Source organism: Methylomonas albis (assembly GCF_014850955.1).
Classification (GTDB): domain Bacteria; phylum Pseudomonadota; class Gammaproteobacteria; order Methylococcales; family Methylomonadaceae; genus Methylomonas; species Methylomonas albis.
Genome location: NZ_JACXSS010000001.1, coordinates 1,955,533 through 1,972,740, shown reverse-complemented (window position 1 = coordinate 1,972,740; position 17,208 = coordinate 1,955,533). Strand labels below are relative to the sequence as shown.

Here is a 17,208-nt window from a genome sequence, read left to right as displayed (position 1 = left end):
CTAGCCAAACCGAAACCAGCGCCCATGAATTTGAGGTAGCCATTGCAGTTCGCCCTGGATGGCGAGCGAGCGTAGAAGCCGTTACAGAATCAATCACCATCTGCATAACAGGCCATTCTCCCTTAAAAGACAATAGATTTGCAATTTGCGTGTCATTTTCCCTGCTCACCAGCGTTTTGCATGTCGCTTGAGACACCAATCACCACAATCCATAAGCCTTAAACAGGTTCGAGCTTATTCGCGATTTTGCATATCTCGCGAGCGAACATAGTATTAGCCGCATTAATCGGCCGCTAGACCCCAGCGCCACTCATGTCAAGCAAGGCGCATTCCAAAACTTGCACCGCGAATAAACCTTAAGCACATTCGTAATCTATCCGGCAGTGGCTATACTCAGCAAAAAGGAGGATCTATGCGGATTAATACAGCACCGGCCTGGCTACTATGGTTAGCCGTTGCGGGGCTTTATACTCTGACGGCCCGATTGGCGTTGCTGTATTTCGCGCCCGACGGTAGCGCCAGCGTATTCTTTATCGCCAGCGGACTGGCCTTATCGGCGATTTTGCTGGGCGGGCGCCATTACGTCTGGGCCATTCTGTTGGGAGCCCTGGCCATTAATCTGCTGCAAGGTAAAACCTGGTTAAGCGCGGCAGCAATATCCATAGGCAGCACCTTAGGCGCTTGCTTGGGCGCTTGGTTGCTACGGCGCATACCAGACTTTGACCCTACGCTGCGCACCCTGCGCGATTACTTGCTGATGGTTGGTCTAGGCGGCGTGATGGCATGTTCGCTTACCGCGGCGATAGGGACGTTGACATTGCTGCTGAGCGGCGTTATCACGGCAAACACCCTAGGCTCCACTCTTTTGTATTGGTGGATGGGCGACACGCTGGGCGTAATCTTGGTCGCACCATTGATATTGGTGTGGGCTAACAGCGCTTACAAATTAGACAACGCCAAACAATACGGCGAAGCGCTGGCGATTATCGCGATGAACATTTTAGTCGGTCAGCTGGTTTTTCTGGACTGGTTTCACGACAGCATCGGCGGCTACGCGAAAAGTTACTGGATATTTTTGTTCGTCAGCTGGGCGGCAGTGCGACTGGGCAAACGCGCCACCACTTTCATTTTGGTCATTACCGCCACACAGGCCATGATCGGTCTGGTTCAGCAACGTTCCGGCCTATTCGATCCCACTCTGGGCGACAACCACGAGATCAACTATTGGTTTTTCATGGTGGTGCTATCGGTAGTGGGCATGGCTTTAGCGTGCTACTTTTCCGAACGGCAACAGGCGCTGGAAACCTTGGCCGAGAAAGAAGACCTATTGCGTACCTTGTTGAAGGCCATGCCCGATAAAATATGGCTGAAAGATCCGAACGGCGTTTATCTGTTGTGCAATCCCAGCTTCGAACCTATTTTCGGTCACAAAGAACAGCAAATTCTCGGTAAAACCGATTTCGATTTCGTCTGCGAAGCGCAGGCCAAGGCCTATCGTGAGCACGACGCTAAAGCCATAGCCGCCGATCAATCGGTTAGCAATCTCAATTGGGTAACCCATGCCGACGGTAATCGCACTGCTCTCTACGAAACCATCAAAACCCCGGTAAAAGCCCATGACGGTAAATTGATCGGCGTGCTGGGCGTCGCCCGTGACATCACCCAGTTGCACGAAACTCAGATCGCTTTGAGTGAGCGCATTAAAGAACAACAATGTCTGCATGCCGTGTTTCGCGTCACCGAGGATATACAAAAACCGTTGTCCGAAGTATTGCAAACCGTGGTGGATCTATTACCCGGCGGCTGGTTTTACCCGGAATTCACTGCCGCCCGCCTGGAATGGCAAGACCAATGCTATACCACCCCTGATTTCGATCACGCTATCGATCTGCTGAGCGCGTCCTTTCAAATCGACGGTGATACCGGCGGCATCACGGTCGGCTATCTGCGCACCCAGGCCGTCCAACAAGAAAGCCCGTTTTTGAGCGAAGAACGCATCCTGATCGATGCCGTGGCGGAACGGCTGGGCAGCTATTTAAATCGCCGTTTAACCGAAGAAAAAGCCGGAAACCGCGAACGTATTTTTACATCCATCGTCTCGCAGGCCACCGATGCCATCACCCTGATCGATGCGGAAAGCTTGGAATTCATCGAATTCAACGATGCCGCCTGCCAAAGCTTGGGTTACAGCCGCGAAGAGTTTTCAGGCTTGCGCCTGACCGATATTCAAGGCGAATTTGCGCCGGCTACGGTCGCCAAGATGACCGAAAACTTTATGCAAGCCGGCTCCGGGCAATTTGACAGCTTGCGCAAGCACAAAAACGGTTCCCTGCGTGACGTCCACGTCAACCTGCAAGTCATCGAGATTCAGGGCCGCAAACATTTATCGCTAATTTGGTCGGACATCACCGAACGCAAACAGATCGAACAACAATTCCGCCACCTGTTCGCGCATAACCCGGCGCCGATGTTGATTTACGAGCGCAGCACCTTGGCAATTGTCGCAATCAACGACGCATTTACCGCCTTGTACGGTTACAGCCAAGACGAAGCCCTGGCCTTAGTGTTGACCGATCTTTACCCCGACGAACAAAAACAGGCGATAGCCCAACTGATCGTTGGCCTGCAAGGTTACGCCAATACCGGCGAATGGCGGCATATCCGTAAAGACGGGTCGGTCATCGATATTATTTCCCGCTCCCACGACATTCAGTTTTCCGAACGAACTTGCCGGGTGGCGGTAATAACCGACATTAGCGAACTGAAACAAGCGGAAGCCGAATTGGATTCGTATCGCCACCACCTGGAAGATCTGGTGGCGGCCCGCACTCAGGAACTGGAACAAGCCCGCCAGGACGCCGAAGCGGCCACCCTGGCGAAAAGTCAGTTTTTGGCTAACATGAGCCACGAAATCCGCACCCCAATGAATGCCATCTTGGGCATGCTCTATCTGGCCCTGAAGCAAGAGCTACCCTCGACGGTCCACAACCATCTGACTAAAGCCCAGAACGCCGCCCACTCACTATTGGGCATCATTAACGATATTCTGGATTTCTCCAAAATCGAGGCTGGCAAGCTGGCATTCGAAGCCGCCGAATTTGCCTTGGATCGAGTGATCGAGCAACTCACCGACGCCATAGGCATGCAAGCCGAACAAAAAGGCGTAGAGTTTTTGATCCGCTACGATGTGAACATCCCTTCCACATTGCTCGGCGACCCGCTGCGTTTAAAACAAATCCTGCTGAACCTGTGCGGCAACGCCATTAAGTTTACCGAGCGCGGCGAAGTGGAATTGGCTTTCAGGCTGCTAAGCAATAAGGATGGCGCGGTTACTTTGCAAATCTCGGTACGCGATACCGGAATAGGCATGAATTGGGAATTGCAGGAGCGCTTATTCCAGAAATTTACTCAAGCAGACCAATCCACGACCCGGAAATTCGGCGGCACCGGCCTGGGTTTGGCGATTAGCAAACATCTGGTGGAACTGATGGACGGGCGGATCTGGATAGAAGACTCGCAACCGGGCCAAGGCACCACGATTTGTTGCACGGTGCAGCTGCAAGTCGCCCAACAAGCCGAAGCCCGCCGCCGCGAGCTGTTTGCGCAGACCGGCCCCTTACTGAAAGGCATCCGCCTGCTGGTAGTGGACGACAACGACGTTTCGCGGGAAATCCTGGCGGAAATGCTGCGTTTCTTTCAATTGGATGTCAGTAGCACTGCCGATGGCGCAGACGCGATTCGTCTATTGGAAAACGCCGCCGAGCAACCGTTCGACCTGGTTTTAATGGACTGGCGCATGCCCGGCATGAATGGCGACGACGCGACGCGACGCATACACGCCAATCCCAATATTGCACGACAACCCAAGATTATCATGGTGACCGCTTACGGCCGCGAAGATGTCATGCTACTCGCGCATCAGGCCGGCGTGGACGGCTTTCTGATCAAACCGGTTTCGCCCTCCTCGCTTCTGGATAGCATTCTCTCGGTATTGGGCCGCGGTAACGTGCAGGGCAGACAACAGGAGCCACAAAGTACTGCTGTGACGCCACCCAATTTCATCGGCCGCCATGTATTGTTAGTCGAAGATAATGCCATCAATCGCGAATTTGCCATCGAACTGCTGCGTAGCATGAACATTCTGGTGGATGAAGCGGTGGATGGCCTGGAAGCATTGACCATGGTGCAGCGCCAGCAATACGATTGCGTACTCATGGACATCCAGATGCCGGTGATGGATGGCCTGGAGGCGGCGCGGCAGATTCGTGCGCTGGCCCAACAACCGGGCGGCGAACGTTTTGCCAGCTTGCCTATCATCGCCATGACCGCGCTGGCGATGGCCAGCGATATCGAAGATAGCCAGGCGGCGGGCATGAACGACCATGTCACCAAACCGGTCGAACCTGAACGTTTGTTTTCCTGTTTATCCAAATGGCTGCCGGCCGCCTCCACTAGTGACTTTTCGGAGGTTGGACGTTATTCCCAGTCAACACAACCAGCCTACTCGCCCGATTTACTGAGCCTGCAAAGCCTACAAGTAGCCGAAGGGATTCGCCGGATTGGCGGCAAGGAAATGGCCTATCGTAAACAACTCAAGCGCTTTCGCGAGCACTATGCCACCGCAGTCGACGAACTAGAGCGCTTGTTAAAGGCGGACAATCTTGCACCGGCAGAAATTTATTGCCATTCCCTAAAAGGCGTAGCCGGCAATATCGGTGCCAATAGGCTTTACCAGGCCGTCGCCGCCATCGATAGTTCGCTCAAACAACAGCAACGTCGTCCCTCAGAGGAAGGCCTCCAAGAACTTCGCCAGTTATTGCGGCAGGTAATAAGCGACATCGATAGCCTAGCTCCGCTAGCTGTTACACCAGCCGCTCCCGGCGAGCAACTGGCGGTCGAGACTATAAGCGCTAAAATTACCCAACTACTGGCGGCACTGGAAAGCGATTTAGGCGCTGCCGATGCCTTGCTATCCGAGTTACGACAAGGAATGACCGACAGCGAATTCGCAGCGGACATGGAGATAATCGCCACCGAAATAGACGCGTTCAACATCGATCAAGCGCTTGCGTTATTGTGCGAGTTACAACAACGCCTGATAGCGAGATCAACATTTAATTAGTGGACTGACCATGCCTCGGACCAATACCAGCAGACCCAGCATTCTGATCGTCGACGACGTCAACGAAAACCTGCATGCTTTATTGAGTATTCTGCGCGAAGACTACGCAATTTTGGCGGCGACCCACGGCGAAAAAGCGCTGGAACTCGCCGCGCGGGCACCGGGCCCCGACTTGATATTACTGGACATAAAGATGCCCGGCATGGACGGTTACGAGGTATTACGGCGGCTCAAGGCCGATCCTAGTACCGCCGACATTCCGGTTATTTTCGTCACCGCCTTATCAGAATCCGCCAACGAAGCGGTCGGCCTTAAACTGGGCGCCGCCGATTACATCACCAAACCCATCAATCCCGACTTGTTAAAGCAGCGCATCCTGACGCAACTGGAATTGCGTCAGTATCGCCGCAAACCTTTGCTTTCGCTGAACGAACAAATGCTGATCAGGGCCGAACGCCCCGCCCTGCTGTTGGTCGACGATGTACCGGAGAATATCCACGAATTGGCCGAGGCGCTGAAAGAGGAATACCGGATACGCGTAGCCAGTAACGGCGCAAAGGCGCTCGAAATCGTGCTGGGCACCAATCCGCCGAACTTGATATTGCTGGATATTCTGATGCCGGACATGGACGGTTACGAAGTGTGCCGGCGGATCAAGGCCACTACTGTGGGCACCCGAATTCCGGTGATGTTTGTCAGCGTAATCGATAGCACGGTGGACAAAGTACGCGGTTTTTCTATCGGTGCCGCCGATTACATCACCAAACCCTTCGACATCGACGAAGTGCGCGCGCGAATCCGCACGCATCTGGAATTAAGCCGCTTGTATCATCATTTTGAACAGCTGGTGGAAATGCGTAGCGCCGAACTGGGCCACTTGGACGCCATTGTCAACCGTTCGCCGGTGATTGCCATCAGCTGGCGCAATGTCGACGACTGGCCGGTCAGCTACGTCAGTTCCAATGTCTCGACCTGGGGTTATCGTGCGGAATACTTCCGTTCCGGCAAACTGAAATATATCGACTTAATCCACGCCGCTGACCGCTTGGGTGTTGAAACGGCGATCGCCGCACATATCGCCCAGGGGCCGGACGACTATTACCAGGAATATCGAATTCTAAATGGCGAAGGGCGCTGGATCTGGATAGCCGAATTCACCCGGTTGATCAGAAACGATGACGAGCAAGTCGTTTCGATAGAAGGTTTACTCAACGACATTAGCGCCAGGGTGGAAGCGGAGCAAACCTTGCGCGAACGCGAGCGGCAACTGCGGGCGATGGGCGACAATTTGCCGGACGGCTATATCTATCGCTACCAACTTAAAGCCGATGGTCTGGCCGGATTTCAATACGCCAGCGCCGGTTTGGAAAAATTACATGGTTTGCAACCGGCCCAATTAATTAAGGATATGAGCCTATTCTATGCGCAGCTGGCGCCGGAATCGATAGCAAAATACCGGGAAGCCGAGGCCGCCAGCATGCGCGATTTAGGCGTTTTTCAAAACACTTTACTGTTTAATCTCCCCAACGGTGTGCAGCGCTGGATCGCCTTTCACTCCAGCCCGCATCGACAGCCCGATGGCAGTGTATCGTGGGACGGAGTGGCTATCGATGTGACCCAGCGCATAGAAAACGAACAAAAGTTGATTTTACAAGCCCGACGCGCCCATGCCTTACTGGATCTACCCAAAGCTTCGGAAGATTTAAGCGAAGCAGAATTTATACAACGCGGCATCACATTGGCCGAAGCGCTAACCGGCAGCCAAATGGCCTTTGTGTATTTTGTTAATCAAGACCAACAACTCATCGAGCCGACGGCTTGGTCACCGGAAACCAAGCCAAATAGCAGCGGCACATTCTTTGAGAAACGCCATTCCCTCGAACAAGCGGGTATTTGGGATGAAGCCCTGAGATCACGCAAGCCACTGGTATGCAATGACTGCGCTAAGCAGCCAAAAAAGTGCGCGTTGCCGGACCATGCACATCAACCGATTCGCCTGGTGTCGGTGCCGGTACTCGAGAACGGCAAAGTGACTATGCTGATCGCCATCGCCGACAAGCCTAGCGATTATTCCGAACTGGACGTCGAAACTGTGCAATTGATTGCCAACGCCATCTGGCGGATTGTGCAGCGCCAACGCATAGAAAAAAAAGCCGCGCGTTTCAGCCGCGTGCTGGAGCGCTCCACCAATGAAATTTATATTTTCGACAGTGAGACTTTACAGTTTATCGATGTAAATCTTGGCGGCCGCGAAAATCTCGGTTATTCGCTGGCAGAGCTCGAACAATTGTCGATACTGGACATTAGCACCGATATAACCGCCGAGTCTTTCGAGGCACTTATCGCGCCGTTACGAGCCGGCCACAAGCATCATTGCGACTTTAGCACCCACCATCGCCGTAAGAACGGCACAGTCTATCCGGTTGAGGTCCGGCTGGAAATCACCGAAGATCAGCCGGCGCTGTTTGTCGCCATTGTTAACGACTTAACCGAAACCCTGCATATGCAGGAACGCATTACCGAGCTGTCTCGTTACGATTCGATAACCGGGCTACCCAACCAATTCTATTTCGAAGATCTGCTGTCCTTGGCCATTTCAGAGGCCGAACGGGAACATTACGAAATTGGAGTGGTGCGTCTGTATATCGAGAATTTTCACAATATCGACGACACCTACGGTTTTGATATAGGCGATCAAACGCTGAAGATAATCGCTAGCCGCCTGGTGAAAGCGGCCGGCAGCGAAGGCATCGTCACGCGAATGGCAAAAGACAATTTTATTGTTGCCTACCCCTTGGTGAAACGGATTGCCGAAGCCAGGGAGCTGGCGGAAAACTTACAATTTGCAGTGTCCGAGCCGGTCCTGCTGGGCGACTACGAAATTCATCTGGAAGCCAAACTCGGCATCAGTTTCTATCCATCCGACGCTAAATTGGCCAACCCATTGGTGCAACGCGCCGGTATCGCGCTGAATCATGCCAAAGCCGACAAGGCTTCGAATCTGCGCTTCTTCGAACGCGAAATGAACGATCTATTACTGTCCAAAATCGCGCTGACCAACGACATACGGCATGGCATAGAGCGCGAAGAATTCGAGCTTTATTTCCAACCCCAGATCGACCTGGGCACTCGGAAAATCGTTGGACTGGAAGCCTTGGTGCGCTGGAATCATCCGGTGCTGGGTTTCTTACCGCCAGGTCGATTTATTAACCTGGCGGAAGAATCGGGTTTGATATTGCCGCTGGGCGACTGGATTTTACGTCGAGCCATTTATCAGATGAAAGAATGAATGGCCGACGCCCCCGCCTATCGAAACATTACGATGGCGGTAAATGCCTCGGCACTGCAAATGCAATCCGGCAATCTGGTCGAGTTGATCGAAAACCTACTGCATGAAACCGGGCTACCGCCGCACTACATCGAACTGGAACTGACCGAAAGCCTGCTGATGAGCAATGTTCTGGAGACCCAAGCGCTGTTGCAACGGCTCAAGGCCATCGGCATCCAGCTATCGATAGACGATTTCGGTACCGGCTATTCCTCGCTGGCCTATCTGAAGCAATTTTCAGTAGACAAATTGAAGATAGACAAAAGCTTCATCGATCATTTCACCCGCGATTCCAACGATGCGGTGATCGTACAGGCAACTATCGCGATGGCGCACAGCATGGGGCTGACCGTGATTGCAGAGGGCGTGGAGACGCAGGCGCAAGCCAATTATCTACGCACACTGAACTGCAATCAGATTCAGGGCTATTATTTCAGCAAGCCGCTACCCGCCAAGGACATTTTACATTTATTGGAATCGGGCGCAATGCTGCATCTGCCGGCCGCCGATCACGGCCAAAGTCTATTATTGGTTGACGACGACCCGAACATTTTGTCGTCGCTAAAACGCGCGTTGCGTCTGGAGAATTATGAAATTTTAACGGCCAACGACGGCGAAGCAGCCCTGGAATTGTTGGCTAAGCGTCCCGTCACCGTAATTCTTTGCGACCAACGTATGCCCAATATGGCCGGCACCGAGTTCTTGTCGCGCGTGAAGCTAATGCATCCGCGCACCGTGCGTATGATACTGTCCGGTTACTCGGATATTGACACTATTACCCAAGCCATCAACAAAGGTGAGATCTATAAATATCACACCAAACCCTGGGATGACGACGAATTACGCAGCAACATCCGCGAAGCGTTTATCCGCTATGAAACCAGGAATGGCACCTAAAAAACCAGCCACGCAAAAATAGGTTTCGGGATCAACGGCGGCGATGGCAAGTAACAAAGCGGAAGCCTTATTTCTTTGAAATCGTTAGCCCGACGCACTGGCGGCCGGGCTAACGGAAATACTTAGTCCTTAGTCCATTTCGCGGCTAATTGACCCGAAAGCTGACCAAAATACGTGCCCACCACTATCGAGATTGAAATAACCAACAGGGGATTACTCAACGATACACCTAGCAAGACGTCTTGCGTCAACTTGTCCGGTGTTTGCAATAAATAGGCGAAGGTAGACGAATAGCCTAGAACGCTGGCGGGAATCGTCGCCAATGGCTGAAAGTTTGCCGCCAGACACATCACCACCACCGCAAAAGTCACCGTAATGGCAGCCATCGCCGGAAAGCCCAGCGCGGTATCCGGAGAAATGCCGGTCAAGATAATCGCCGTCACCCACGCCATGAATACGCCGAAAATGCCGCAAACGATAGTGTTTTTCAAGGCTTCCTTGGTCGCACCCAAGAAAAAGTAGGCGGCCCAGGCAATAGTGGCGGCCCAGATAAAAAACACGCCGCTGGCCGGTCCCACCGCCAAAAATGTCGCGACACCCGCCAATACGCCGATGCTTAAAGAAAGTGCTGTAAGTTTATCCATTATTATCCCTCTGAATTGCGCCTCATTTTGATGGTGATAAGCTCGATTATGCATTGAGGCTACCCTGCAAACCGAAATCCTTTTGCGACCAAGCAATCCCGCCTTGACCGGCTTGAATGGTAGCAGAGAATAGAGACTAGAAGTATAAATGCGCATCCTCTCCGAACATCGTTACCAAATAGCTAAACTCATTTTCGCCCGCAATTTGGGTTTCGCACGTCGTTCAGGCATCGACACGGGGCCGACCGGCTCATGCTAATTTTAGCTAATCCCCCCCGCCCTTCCTAACCATCATCCCCTTGCTCGGGTTATAGCCCATGATCGCCGCGCCCATAAAAAGCAAAAACGCCGCGCCGGTAAACAGCAAGGCCTGTTGATTAAATTGCTCGTACAAGGCAAAACGGATCAACTCCACCGCTTGCGAGAACGGGTTGTATTGCGCCAGGGTTGACAACAACTCGCTGGACTCCTTGATCTTCCATAAGGGATACAAAGCGGTGGACATGAAGAATAGTGGGAAGATTACGAAGTTCATCACCCCGGCAAAGTTCTCCAATTGCTTGATGAACGACGACAGCAACAAGCCTAACGCGCCCAGCATCATGCCGGCCAACACCAGCGCCGGCAAAATCCAGACATAGCCCATCAACGGCGCTTGAATATCGTACAGCCAGGCGATACCCAAGAAAGCGTATGATTGCAGCACACCCACCGCCGTGCCGGCGATCAGTTTGCTACACAATAAAAACCAACGCGGCAACGGGCAAACCATCAACATGCGCATACTGCCCATCTCCCGGTCATAGACCATCGACAGCGAGCTCTGCATGCCGTTAAACAGCAAAATCATGCCTAACAGACCGGGGGTGATGTAAACCTCATAGAGGATATAAGTTTCATAGGGCGGCGCAATCGCTATACCCAATGCGGCGCGGAAGCCGGCGGCGAAAACGAACAGCCAGACCAAGGGCCGCACCAAGGCCGAGACAAAGCGTTCGCGCTGGTGTAGAAAACGCAGCAGTTCGCGGCCGACGATGCCGGCCGTCGCCCGCCAGTAATGTAACAGCCTCATGCTTGCGGTCCTTGAGTCAATTTTTGAAATACTTGGCCGGGATCCGCCCAACCGGTGGTCTGCAAGATTTCGGACAACTTGCCACTGGCTTTGACTTGCCCCTTGTGCAGCACAATCAAACTGTCTTCGGCCGCGATTTCATCGATCAAATGCGTGGCCCACAGCACGGCCAAATTCTGCTGACTGACCAAGTCATGTACATGGCTGACAATAGCCTGCCGGCTAGGCATGTCCAATCCCACGGTCGGCTCATCCAGCAATAGTAAACGGGGTTTATGCAGCAAGGCGCGGGCGATTTCCACCCGGCGCTTGTGGCCGCCATTCAATTGCCTGACCTTTTCGCCGCGGCGTTCGAACATAGCCAGACGCTCCAGCTCTTCTTGGATGCGCTTATCAGCGGCCTTGCGTCCTATACCGTGCAAGGCGGCGTGGTAACGCAGGTTTTGCGTCACCGACAAATCAGGGTCCAGCGTAGTCTGTTGAAATACCACACCCAAACGCGCTAGTGCTTGCAGGCTTTGCTTTTTAAGATCAAACCCGCAAAGCTCAATCCGCCCTTCTCTGGCATCGTAAAGCCGGGTAATCAAGGAAAACAGCGTGCTTTTGCCGGCGCCGTTAGGTCCCAGCAAGATGGCGCATTCGCCGGATTGGACGTTAAAACTTACGGCATCCAAGGCCTTTTTTGCACCGTAGGCAAAACTCAGGTTTTCAACCGCTAAGGCAATCTCGGTCATGGTTTAACCGCCACACCCCAAGGATAACGGCCGACCGCCACCGACTTAGTCACTTTATGGCTTTCCAGGTCGATGATCGACACGTCGTTGCTGACGCCGTTGGTGGTGTACAAACGTTTTTGGTCCGGCGAAAACGCCAGGTTCCAGACCCGCTGCCCCACCAATAAAAACTTTTCCACTTTATAGGTTTGGGCATTGATTACCGCGACGCGGTTAGCCGGCCCCATCGCCACATAGCCGTAGCGGCGTTCCTTATCAATCGCTATCCCCACCGGTTGAATCTGATCGCTGCTGACGCCTGACACATCCAGTTTAATGTTCTGCACGATTTGCTTGGAAGCAGTGTCGATAATAGTCAGCGTGCCGGCCATTTCCGAAGTGGCCCACAATTGCTGGCTATCGTCGGTAAACGTCACCGCGCGCGGTCGCGGATCGACCAGCGTGTTGTCCGCAATCTGCCGGCTATTGGTATCGATCCAGTGCAGCATATTGGTGGTTTCCGAGGCGCTGATGGTCCATTTGTTGTCCGGGCTGACGGTGATGCCTTCCGGCTCGACGCCCACTTTGATCTTAGCGACGACTTTTTTTGCCACGATGTCGATGACCGTTACTTCCGCATCATCTTCGTTGGAAACATACATGAATTTGCCGTCCGGGCTTAACGCAAAGGTTTCCGGGTCTTCGCCGGACGGCAGTTTGCCGATTTCCTTCAGCGTTTCCGAATCCAGCATGCGGATGGTGTTGTCATCGCTGGTCGCAACGAACAGCGTCTTGCCGTCCTGACTAATCGCTATGCCGCGTGGACGCTGGCCGACCGGCACGGTTTTGACCAGCTTGCCTTCGACGGGATCGAGCACGGCAATAGCGTTATCTTTTTCCAGCGTGACGAATACGGTTTCGGCTTGCGCGGCCGTCGCCAACAAGATGGCGGCCAGTCCGGCCATTTTTATCGGGTGCATAAACTTTTCCTTGGAATGCCTGATGTCATTTTACTGTTCTATTTAATTCAACCAGAGACAGCGTTTCACTAATATATCGATTTAGCCAACGAAGAGGAGGAGACACAAACCAATGCCATTGAGTTTAATGCTGCCAAACCGTTAAATTGAACTCAATTTACCAACAAATGCCCTCCTCTGCGGCTAGGCAGTTTAACCCGAAGCTTGGCGAGATTACATCCCTTCGCAAATAGGGAAATTTTCCGATTTATCCCGTCCCTCAACTGTGCGTCTCTCCCGCTGGTGGAAACCCAGTTTGCGTTCCGGCTTCCTGGCTGCGGCGATGACAACCACCGAGTATTTAACACGCCCCTGATAGTGAGTGATGTCGATGATTATATTGTCCTTTACAAAAAGTCGTTGTTCAGTATGCTGAATCAATGCTAATCCCTGCTTTTGGCAATAATAACGCTTAAAACTGTACGCTAGAACAATACCCGACCGGCTACCGTCAGGGCGAAGATATACGCAACACTCGCCACTTGTTATTTGCATCGCAAAATCAAGCCAAGAAAGTTGCCAAAAAACTAAATTTGTAACAGGAAGATCTGTTGTTATTCAATCCGGACTACCAAGGACATAGAAATGAAAATTTACCTGATAACGGAAGACCAATTAGAAAACATTGGAAAAAAGCACGACTCACTGCTTAAAACCGGAACCATGTGCGATCTTATGTTGGACATTGCGTTGCAAACCGATGATTTTCAAACTTTCGATGCAGCTCTAGAATTTGCCAACTGCGAATTGGACAGATTGGAACTGTTTTTCGATAACTGTGATTTAGTTTGAACCCGTAACCTTGGCCACCCTGGTATCAGGGTTAAGCAGACATTACATCACCCGATGCCAAAACAGAATTATTGATCGCCCTGGATTTATCCGAATGTCCTTCTGATCAGAATAATTAAAGCTTACAAACTCGCTAAGAAAACATTTGGTGGGTTTCTGATTCACTTAAAATCCGGATTCACGCACCAGCACTGTCGTTACCTGCCGGACGAAGCGGCGCAACAGACCACTAGCCGGCGTATCCAGTCTGACACTACCACGCCTTTCTCCCGGAAAATGCGGGAGATTCTGACTCTCAGCCTCAGGCCTCAAAATAATGCGGTAAACCGCACTTTCCGGCACAGCTTGTTGCTGGGCATCGAACCGGGCTGCAATCGCGCCGCCATGCATCGAAGCCAACATCGCCGGAACCCGAGCCGCCCCGCCTTGATCGATACGCTCCACGCGGCAGCTTATTGGTGACATCCCCGGTTGATCGGGATAAAACACCGCGCTGTCGGCCTGCCCCACCGCCTGCAAATCCTCTTCGGCCACATAGGCTTCGATCAGTTGGCTACCCGGATCGGCCACAATTAATAAGGCTTCGCCTTCCTTTAACCATTGCCCCACTTGCGCCTGCTGGTTTAAATCCAAAGCCACCCCGTCAAACGGCGCCTGTATCGTTAACTGGGTTTGCTGATGCCGAAAGCCGGCTTGCTTCGCGCCGGCCGACTCCAGTTCCTTCAATAACACCTGCCGGCGCTGATTCAAATTTTGCTCTAAGCCCTGATATGCCAGTTGCCATTCGACCAATTGCCCTTCCAGCGCGGAATTGCGGGCTTGAAAGTCCAGTTCACGCGAACTTAGTTGCGCCAATAGCTCTCCGCTTTTCACCGCTTGCCCGGTTTTAACTTGCCAAGTATCCAGGCGCGCCGCAGTGGGTAAATAGATCTCGGCGTAGCGCTCGGCCTTGATTAGCGCCGGCGCAAGCACATGGCCTTGCCACGGCACAACCAAAACTGCGATGCCGACAATTAACAGCAACAGCGTAATTCGGCTCTGCGGCTTAATCCAGGCATCAAACCCCAAGTTTCTCCACACTGCCAGCTCGGACCAGATCGGCCGCAGAATAAACCACCCCACTTCCACCGCCATCATCAATAGCCCCAGCAACTTAAAGAAAAAGTGATATACCAGTAGCGCGATGCCCAGAAACAGAAAGAAACGGTACAACCACGTACACCAGGCGTAGCCGATAAAAAACCACTGCCAGCGTTTCGGTAACGATTCCGGCGGCGCCTGCTCCAGTCCGAATAGCAAGCGCCGCAAATGCCAGCGGTTATAGGCAAATGCCCGCGGTTGCAGATTCTCGATCCCCAACCAGTCCCCCAATAGGTAATAGCCATCGAAGCGCATAAACGGACTAAGATTGATGGCCAGCGTCATGATCCAGGTCGAGGTTGCCAATAAAAACACCCCGCTGCGTAAGGGGCCGTCCGCCAGGAAATTCCAGGCCAAAGCAGCAAACACTGCCAAACCTAACTCGGCGGCAATCCCAGCCCCGGCAATCGCCACTCTTTGTCGACGCGAGCTGAGCTTCCAGGTTTCGCTGGCATCGGTATACAGCATCGGGTACATCACCATGAACGCTACGCCCATGGTTGGCACGCGGCAACCATAGCGATGCGCGGTCAAGGCATGGCCGAATTCATGTAGGGTCTTGGCCAGCATTAAGGCCAAAAAATATTGCGCCAGCCCGGACCAGTTGAAAAAATGCGGGAATGTCGCCAGGAAGCGCTCCCATTGCCGGGACAGTAAAAACCCGGCCAACAGCGCGCAACCCATCAACAACACAGCGAACTGTCCGCTGTAAATCCAGGCCAAACGCGGATACAGCCAAGCAAGTAAGGCATCGGGTTTTAGCAAGGGAATTTTAAAAAACAGATAGTTGTGCAACAGCCATTGAGCCCAGCTTTGCTTGCGCATCGCCACCTGTTGCCGCAGCCGTTGCAGCCCGGCATCACCGCTCAAGCGCAGCAGGTTGTGATTCAACAAGAATTGGGCAAATTCGCCTACCTGATCCGCATCGATGTGTAACGTGGTCTCGCGGTTCACTGCTTGGGCAATCGCTTCTGTTTGCCCCACGGCCCAGCGCGCCAGTATTTCGAATTCTTGCCAACCGATCCGAAAAAACCGGTTATTGGCCGGATCATGCAAGGTCCAGGTCGGTGCGCCATCGAAACCCTGCGGCCCGGGTAGGCAATGCAACTCTTCGCGCAGCGGCGCCAGCGCCGAGGCGGCCTCTACAACCCCAGCCATTGCCGTAAACCGGACAGCGGTCGCCTGAATAGGTAATAAAACAACGTCACCCGTTGGCCGTATAGTTTGGCGGTGCCTTTCAGACCGATGCGCGGTATTTGCTTGGGATCCGCCAAACGCGCCTTGACCCGATAAGCCAAGACCTGATCGGGGCCGACCTCGGTCTGGTAACTGAGCGAATACACCAGGGCATCCAACGGGTGTTGCGGATCGATATTCAAAAACATCACAGCATCGGCACCATCGGCCAATTCGATAAAATCCGCGACCGGCACCCGCATTTCTAGCTCAACCTGCGTCGGATCGGCCAGATTCAATATCCGTTCGCCCAAGGCCACCGGCCGGCCGATCCAATCGTGCACATCGCTGAAAATCGCTACGCCGGCATGCGGTGCCTTGATTTGCGAACGCGCCAATTGGTCCGCCAGATACTCTACTTCGGCCACGTGCTGCTCCATCCGGCCTTTCAGCACTGTCATCTCCGCCTTACTGTCTGCATCGAACATCGCCTGCTGGGCAGTCTTGCGATATTCGGCTTCGGCTACCGCCAATACTTTGCGCGAAACTTCCAGGCGATTGGCAATATCGGTGTTCTCCAACGTCAACAACAATTGCTCCGCAGCGACGGTTTGATTGGGTTGCACCTGAAATGTGTCGACCACGCCTTCCAGAGGCGCGCGAATCACGGTGGGTTGGGCAGCAATCACTTCGGCCGGTGCCAGCACGGACAGTCGTACCGGGATCAATAACAGCAAGAATGCCGCCACCGCCCCGCGTTTAACAGCCGTGGGCGTGTAAAGACCTCGCCACCAAGGTTTACGCGGCTGTAAAGCGTGCCAGGCATGGGCATAGGCATCGCTCAGCTCGGCCAGCAACACCGCTTCGCCCTCCTGCCAAGCTTGCTCACGCGCCAACAGCCAACCGCCCAGTGTCCGTCCCTGAACCTTCAACGGCAGCCATAGGCCGAACGCCGGCAGCCATTGCTGCCACTCGGCCTGTAAGGTCGCTGGCAAATCTGTGGCTTGCAATAATTGGTAGGCAAGGTTGTTATCGGTTTGACACTGCCTGCGACAAACGCCATTCAGCCAAACAATATAAGGGGCCTGCGCGTCGAGTTGGGCGATGCCGGATACCGCCGCCACCGGCTGAATTGGCCTATCCAGCCACAATGCGGCTTGGCGATATTCCACCAAGCTGCGACTCTCGTTGACGATGACAAAACCTAAGGCAGCTAAATCCTCGGCGGCACGAGCCTTGCGTTGCAACTGTAATAGCAGCGCCAGCCCCCGCAACTGGCGTTGCTGAGGGTCTTCTGGTTGCACA

Annotated in this window: 9 protein-coding genes and 1 pseudogene; 4 read left to right on the top strand and 6 right to left on the bottom strand. The window is 53.3% G+C overall.

Annotated elements, in window-relative coordinates; translation table 11 throughout:
* Window positions 1-412 precede the first annotated feature (412 nt).
* The 3 genes and pseudogenes from EBA_RS09025 to EBA_RS09015 all read left to right on the top strand — a co-directional run bounded on the left by EBA_RS09025 (window position 413) and on the right by EBA_RS09015 (window position 9,347).
* Entirely contained in the window at window positions 413-5,122 is a 4,710-nt protein-coding gene (locus EBA_RS09025; protein ID WP_192374418.1) for a response regulator, read from the top strand.
* Between the two features lie 10 nt (window positions 5,123-5,132).
* Window positions 5,133-8,882, top strand: a pseudogene (locus tag EBA_RS09020) (EAL domain-containing protein); the annotation flags it as partial.
* Between the two features lie 54 nt (window positions 8,883-8,936).
* Window positions 8,937-9,347 carry a response regulator gene (locus tag EBA_RS09015; protein ID WP_225616516.1) on the top strand — a complete coding sequence of 137 codons (411 nt, stop codon included), beginning with the start codon at window positions 8,937-8,939 and terminating at the stop codon, window positions 9,345-9,347.
* Between the two features lie 122 nt (window positions 9,348-9,469).
* Here the strand turns inward: EBA_RS09015 and EBA_RS09010 are convergent, their stop codons facing one another.
* The 4 genes from EBA_RS09010 to EBA_RS08995 all read right to left on the bottom strand — a co-directional run bounded on the left by EBA_RS09010 (window position 9,470) and on the right by EBA_RS08995 (window position 12,756).
* Window positions 9,470-9,991: a DUF1097 domain-containing protein gene (locus EBA_RS09010; RefSeq protein ID WP_192374415.1), complete on the bottom strand. Its 522-nt coding sequence runs from the start codon at window positions 9,989-9,991 to the stop codon at window positions 9,470-9,472.
* Between the two features lie 265 nt (window positions 9,992-10,256).
* Window positions 10,257-11,063, bottom strand: a complete 807-nt coding sequence (locus EBA_RS09005) for an ABC transporter permease (protein WP_192374414.1) — start codon at window positions 11,061-11,063, stop codon at window positions 10,257-10,259.
* Complete coding sequence (locus EBA_RS09000; protein WP_192374413.1) at window positions 11,060-11,797, bottom strand: ABC transporter ATP-binding protein; 738 nt, start codon at window positions 11,795-11,797, stop codon at window positions 11,060-11,062. Before EBA_RS09000 ends, EBA_RS09005 begins: the two co-directional genes overlap by 4 nt.
* Window positions 11,794-12,756, bottom strand: coding sequence for a PQQ-dependent catabolism-associated beta-propeller protein (locus EBA_RS08995; protein ID WP_192374412.1), 963 nt, complete (start codon window positions 12,754-12,756; stop codon window positions 11,794-11,796). The genes EBA_RS09000 and EBA_RS08995 overlap by 4 nt, the downstream gene beginning before the upstream one ends.
* 624 nt (window positions 12,757-13,380) lie before the next feature.
* On the opposite strand from EBA_RS08995, the gene EBA_RS08990 reads away from it, so the two are divergent.
* Entirely contained in the window at window positions 13,381-13,587 is a 207-nt protein-coding gene (locus EBA_RS08990) for a hypothetical protein (protein ID WP_192374411.1), read from the top strand.
* Between the two features lie 165 nt (window positions 13,588-13,752).
* On the opposite strand, the gene EBA_RS08985 is transcribed toward EBA_RS08990, so the two are convergent.
* Both EBA_RS08985 and EBA_RS08980 read right to left on the bottom strand, forming a co-directional pair.
* On the bottom strand, window positions 13,753-15,885 hold the full coding sequence (locus EBA_RS08985; RefSeq protein ID WP_192374410.1) for an efflux RND transporter periplasmic adaptor subunit: 2,133 nt from the start codon (window positions 15,883-15,885) through the stop codon (window positions 13,753-13,755).
* Complete coding sequence (locus tag EBA_RS08980; protein ID WP_229427874.1) at window positions 15,870-17,207, bottom strand: efflux RND transporter periplasmic adaptor subunit; 1,338 nt, start codon at window positions 17,205-17,207, stop codon at window positions 15,870-15,872. Before EBA_RS08980 ends, EBA_RS08985 begins: the two co-directional genes overlap by 16 nt.
* Between the last annotated feature and the right edge of the window lies 1 nt (window position 17,208).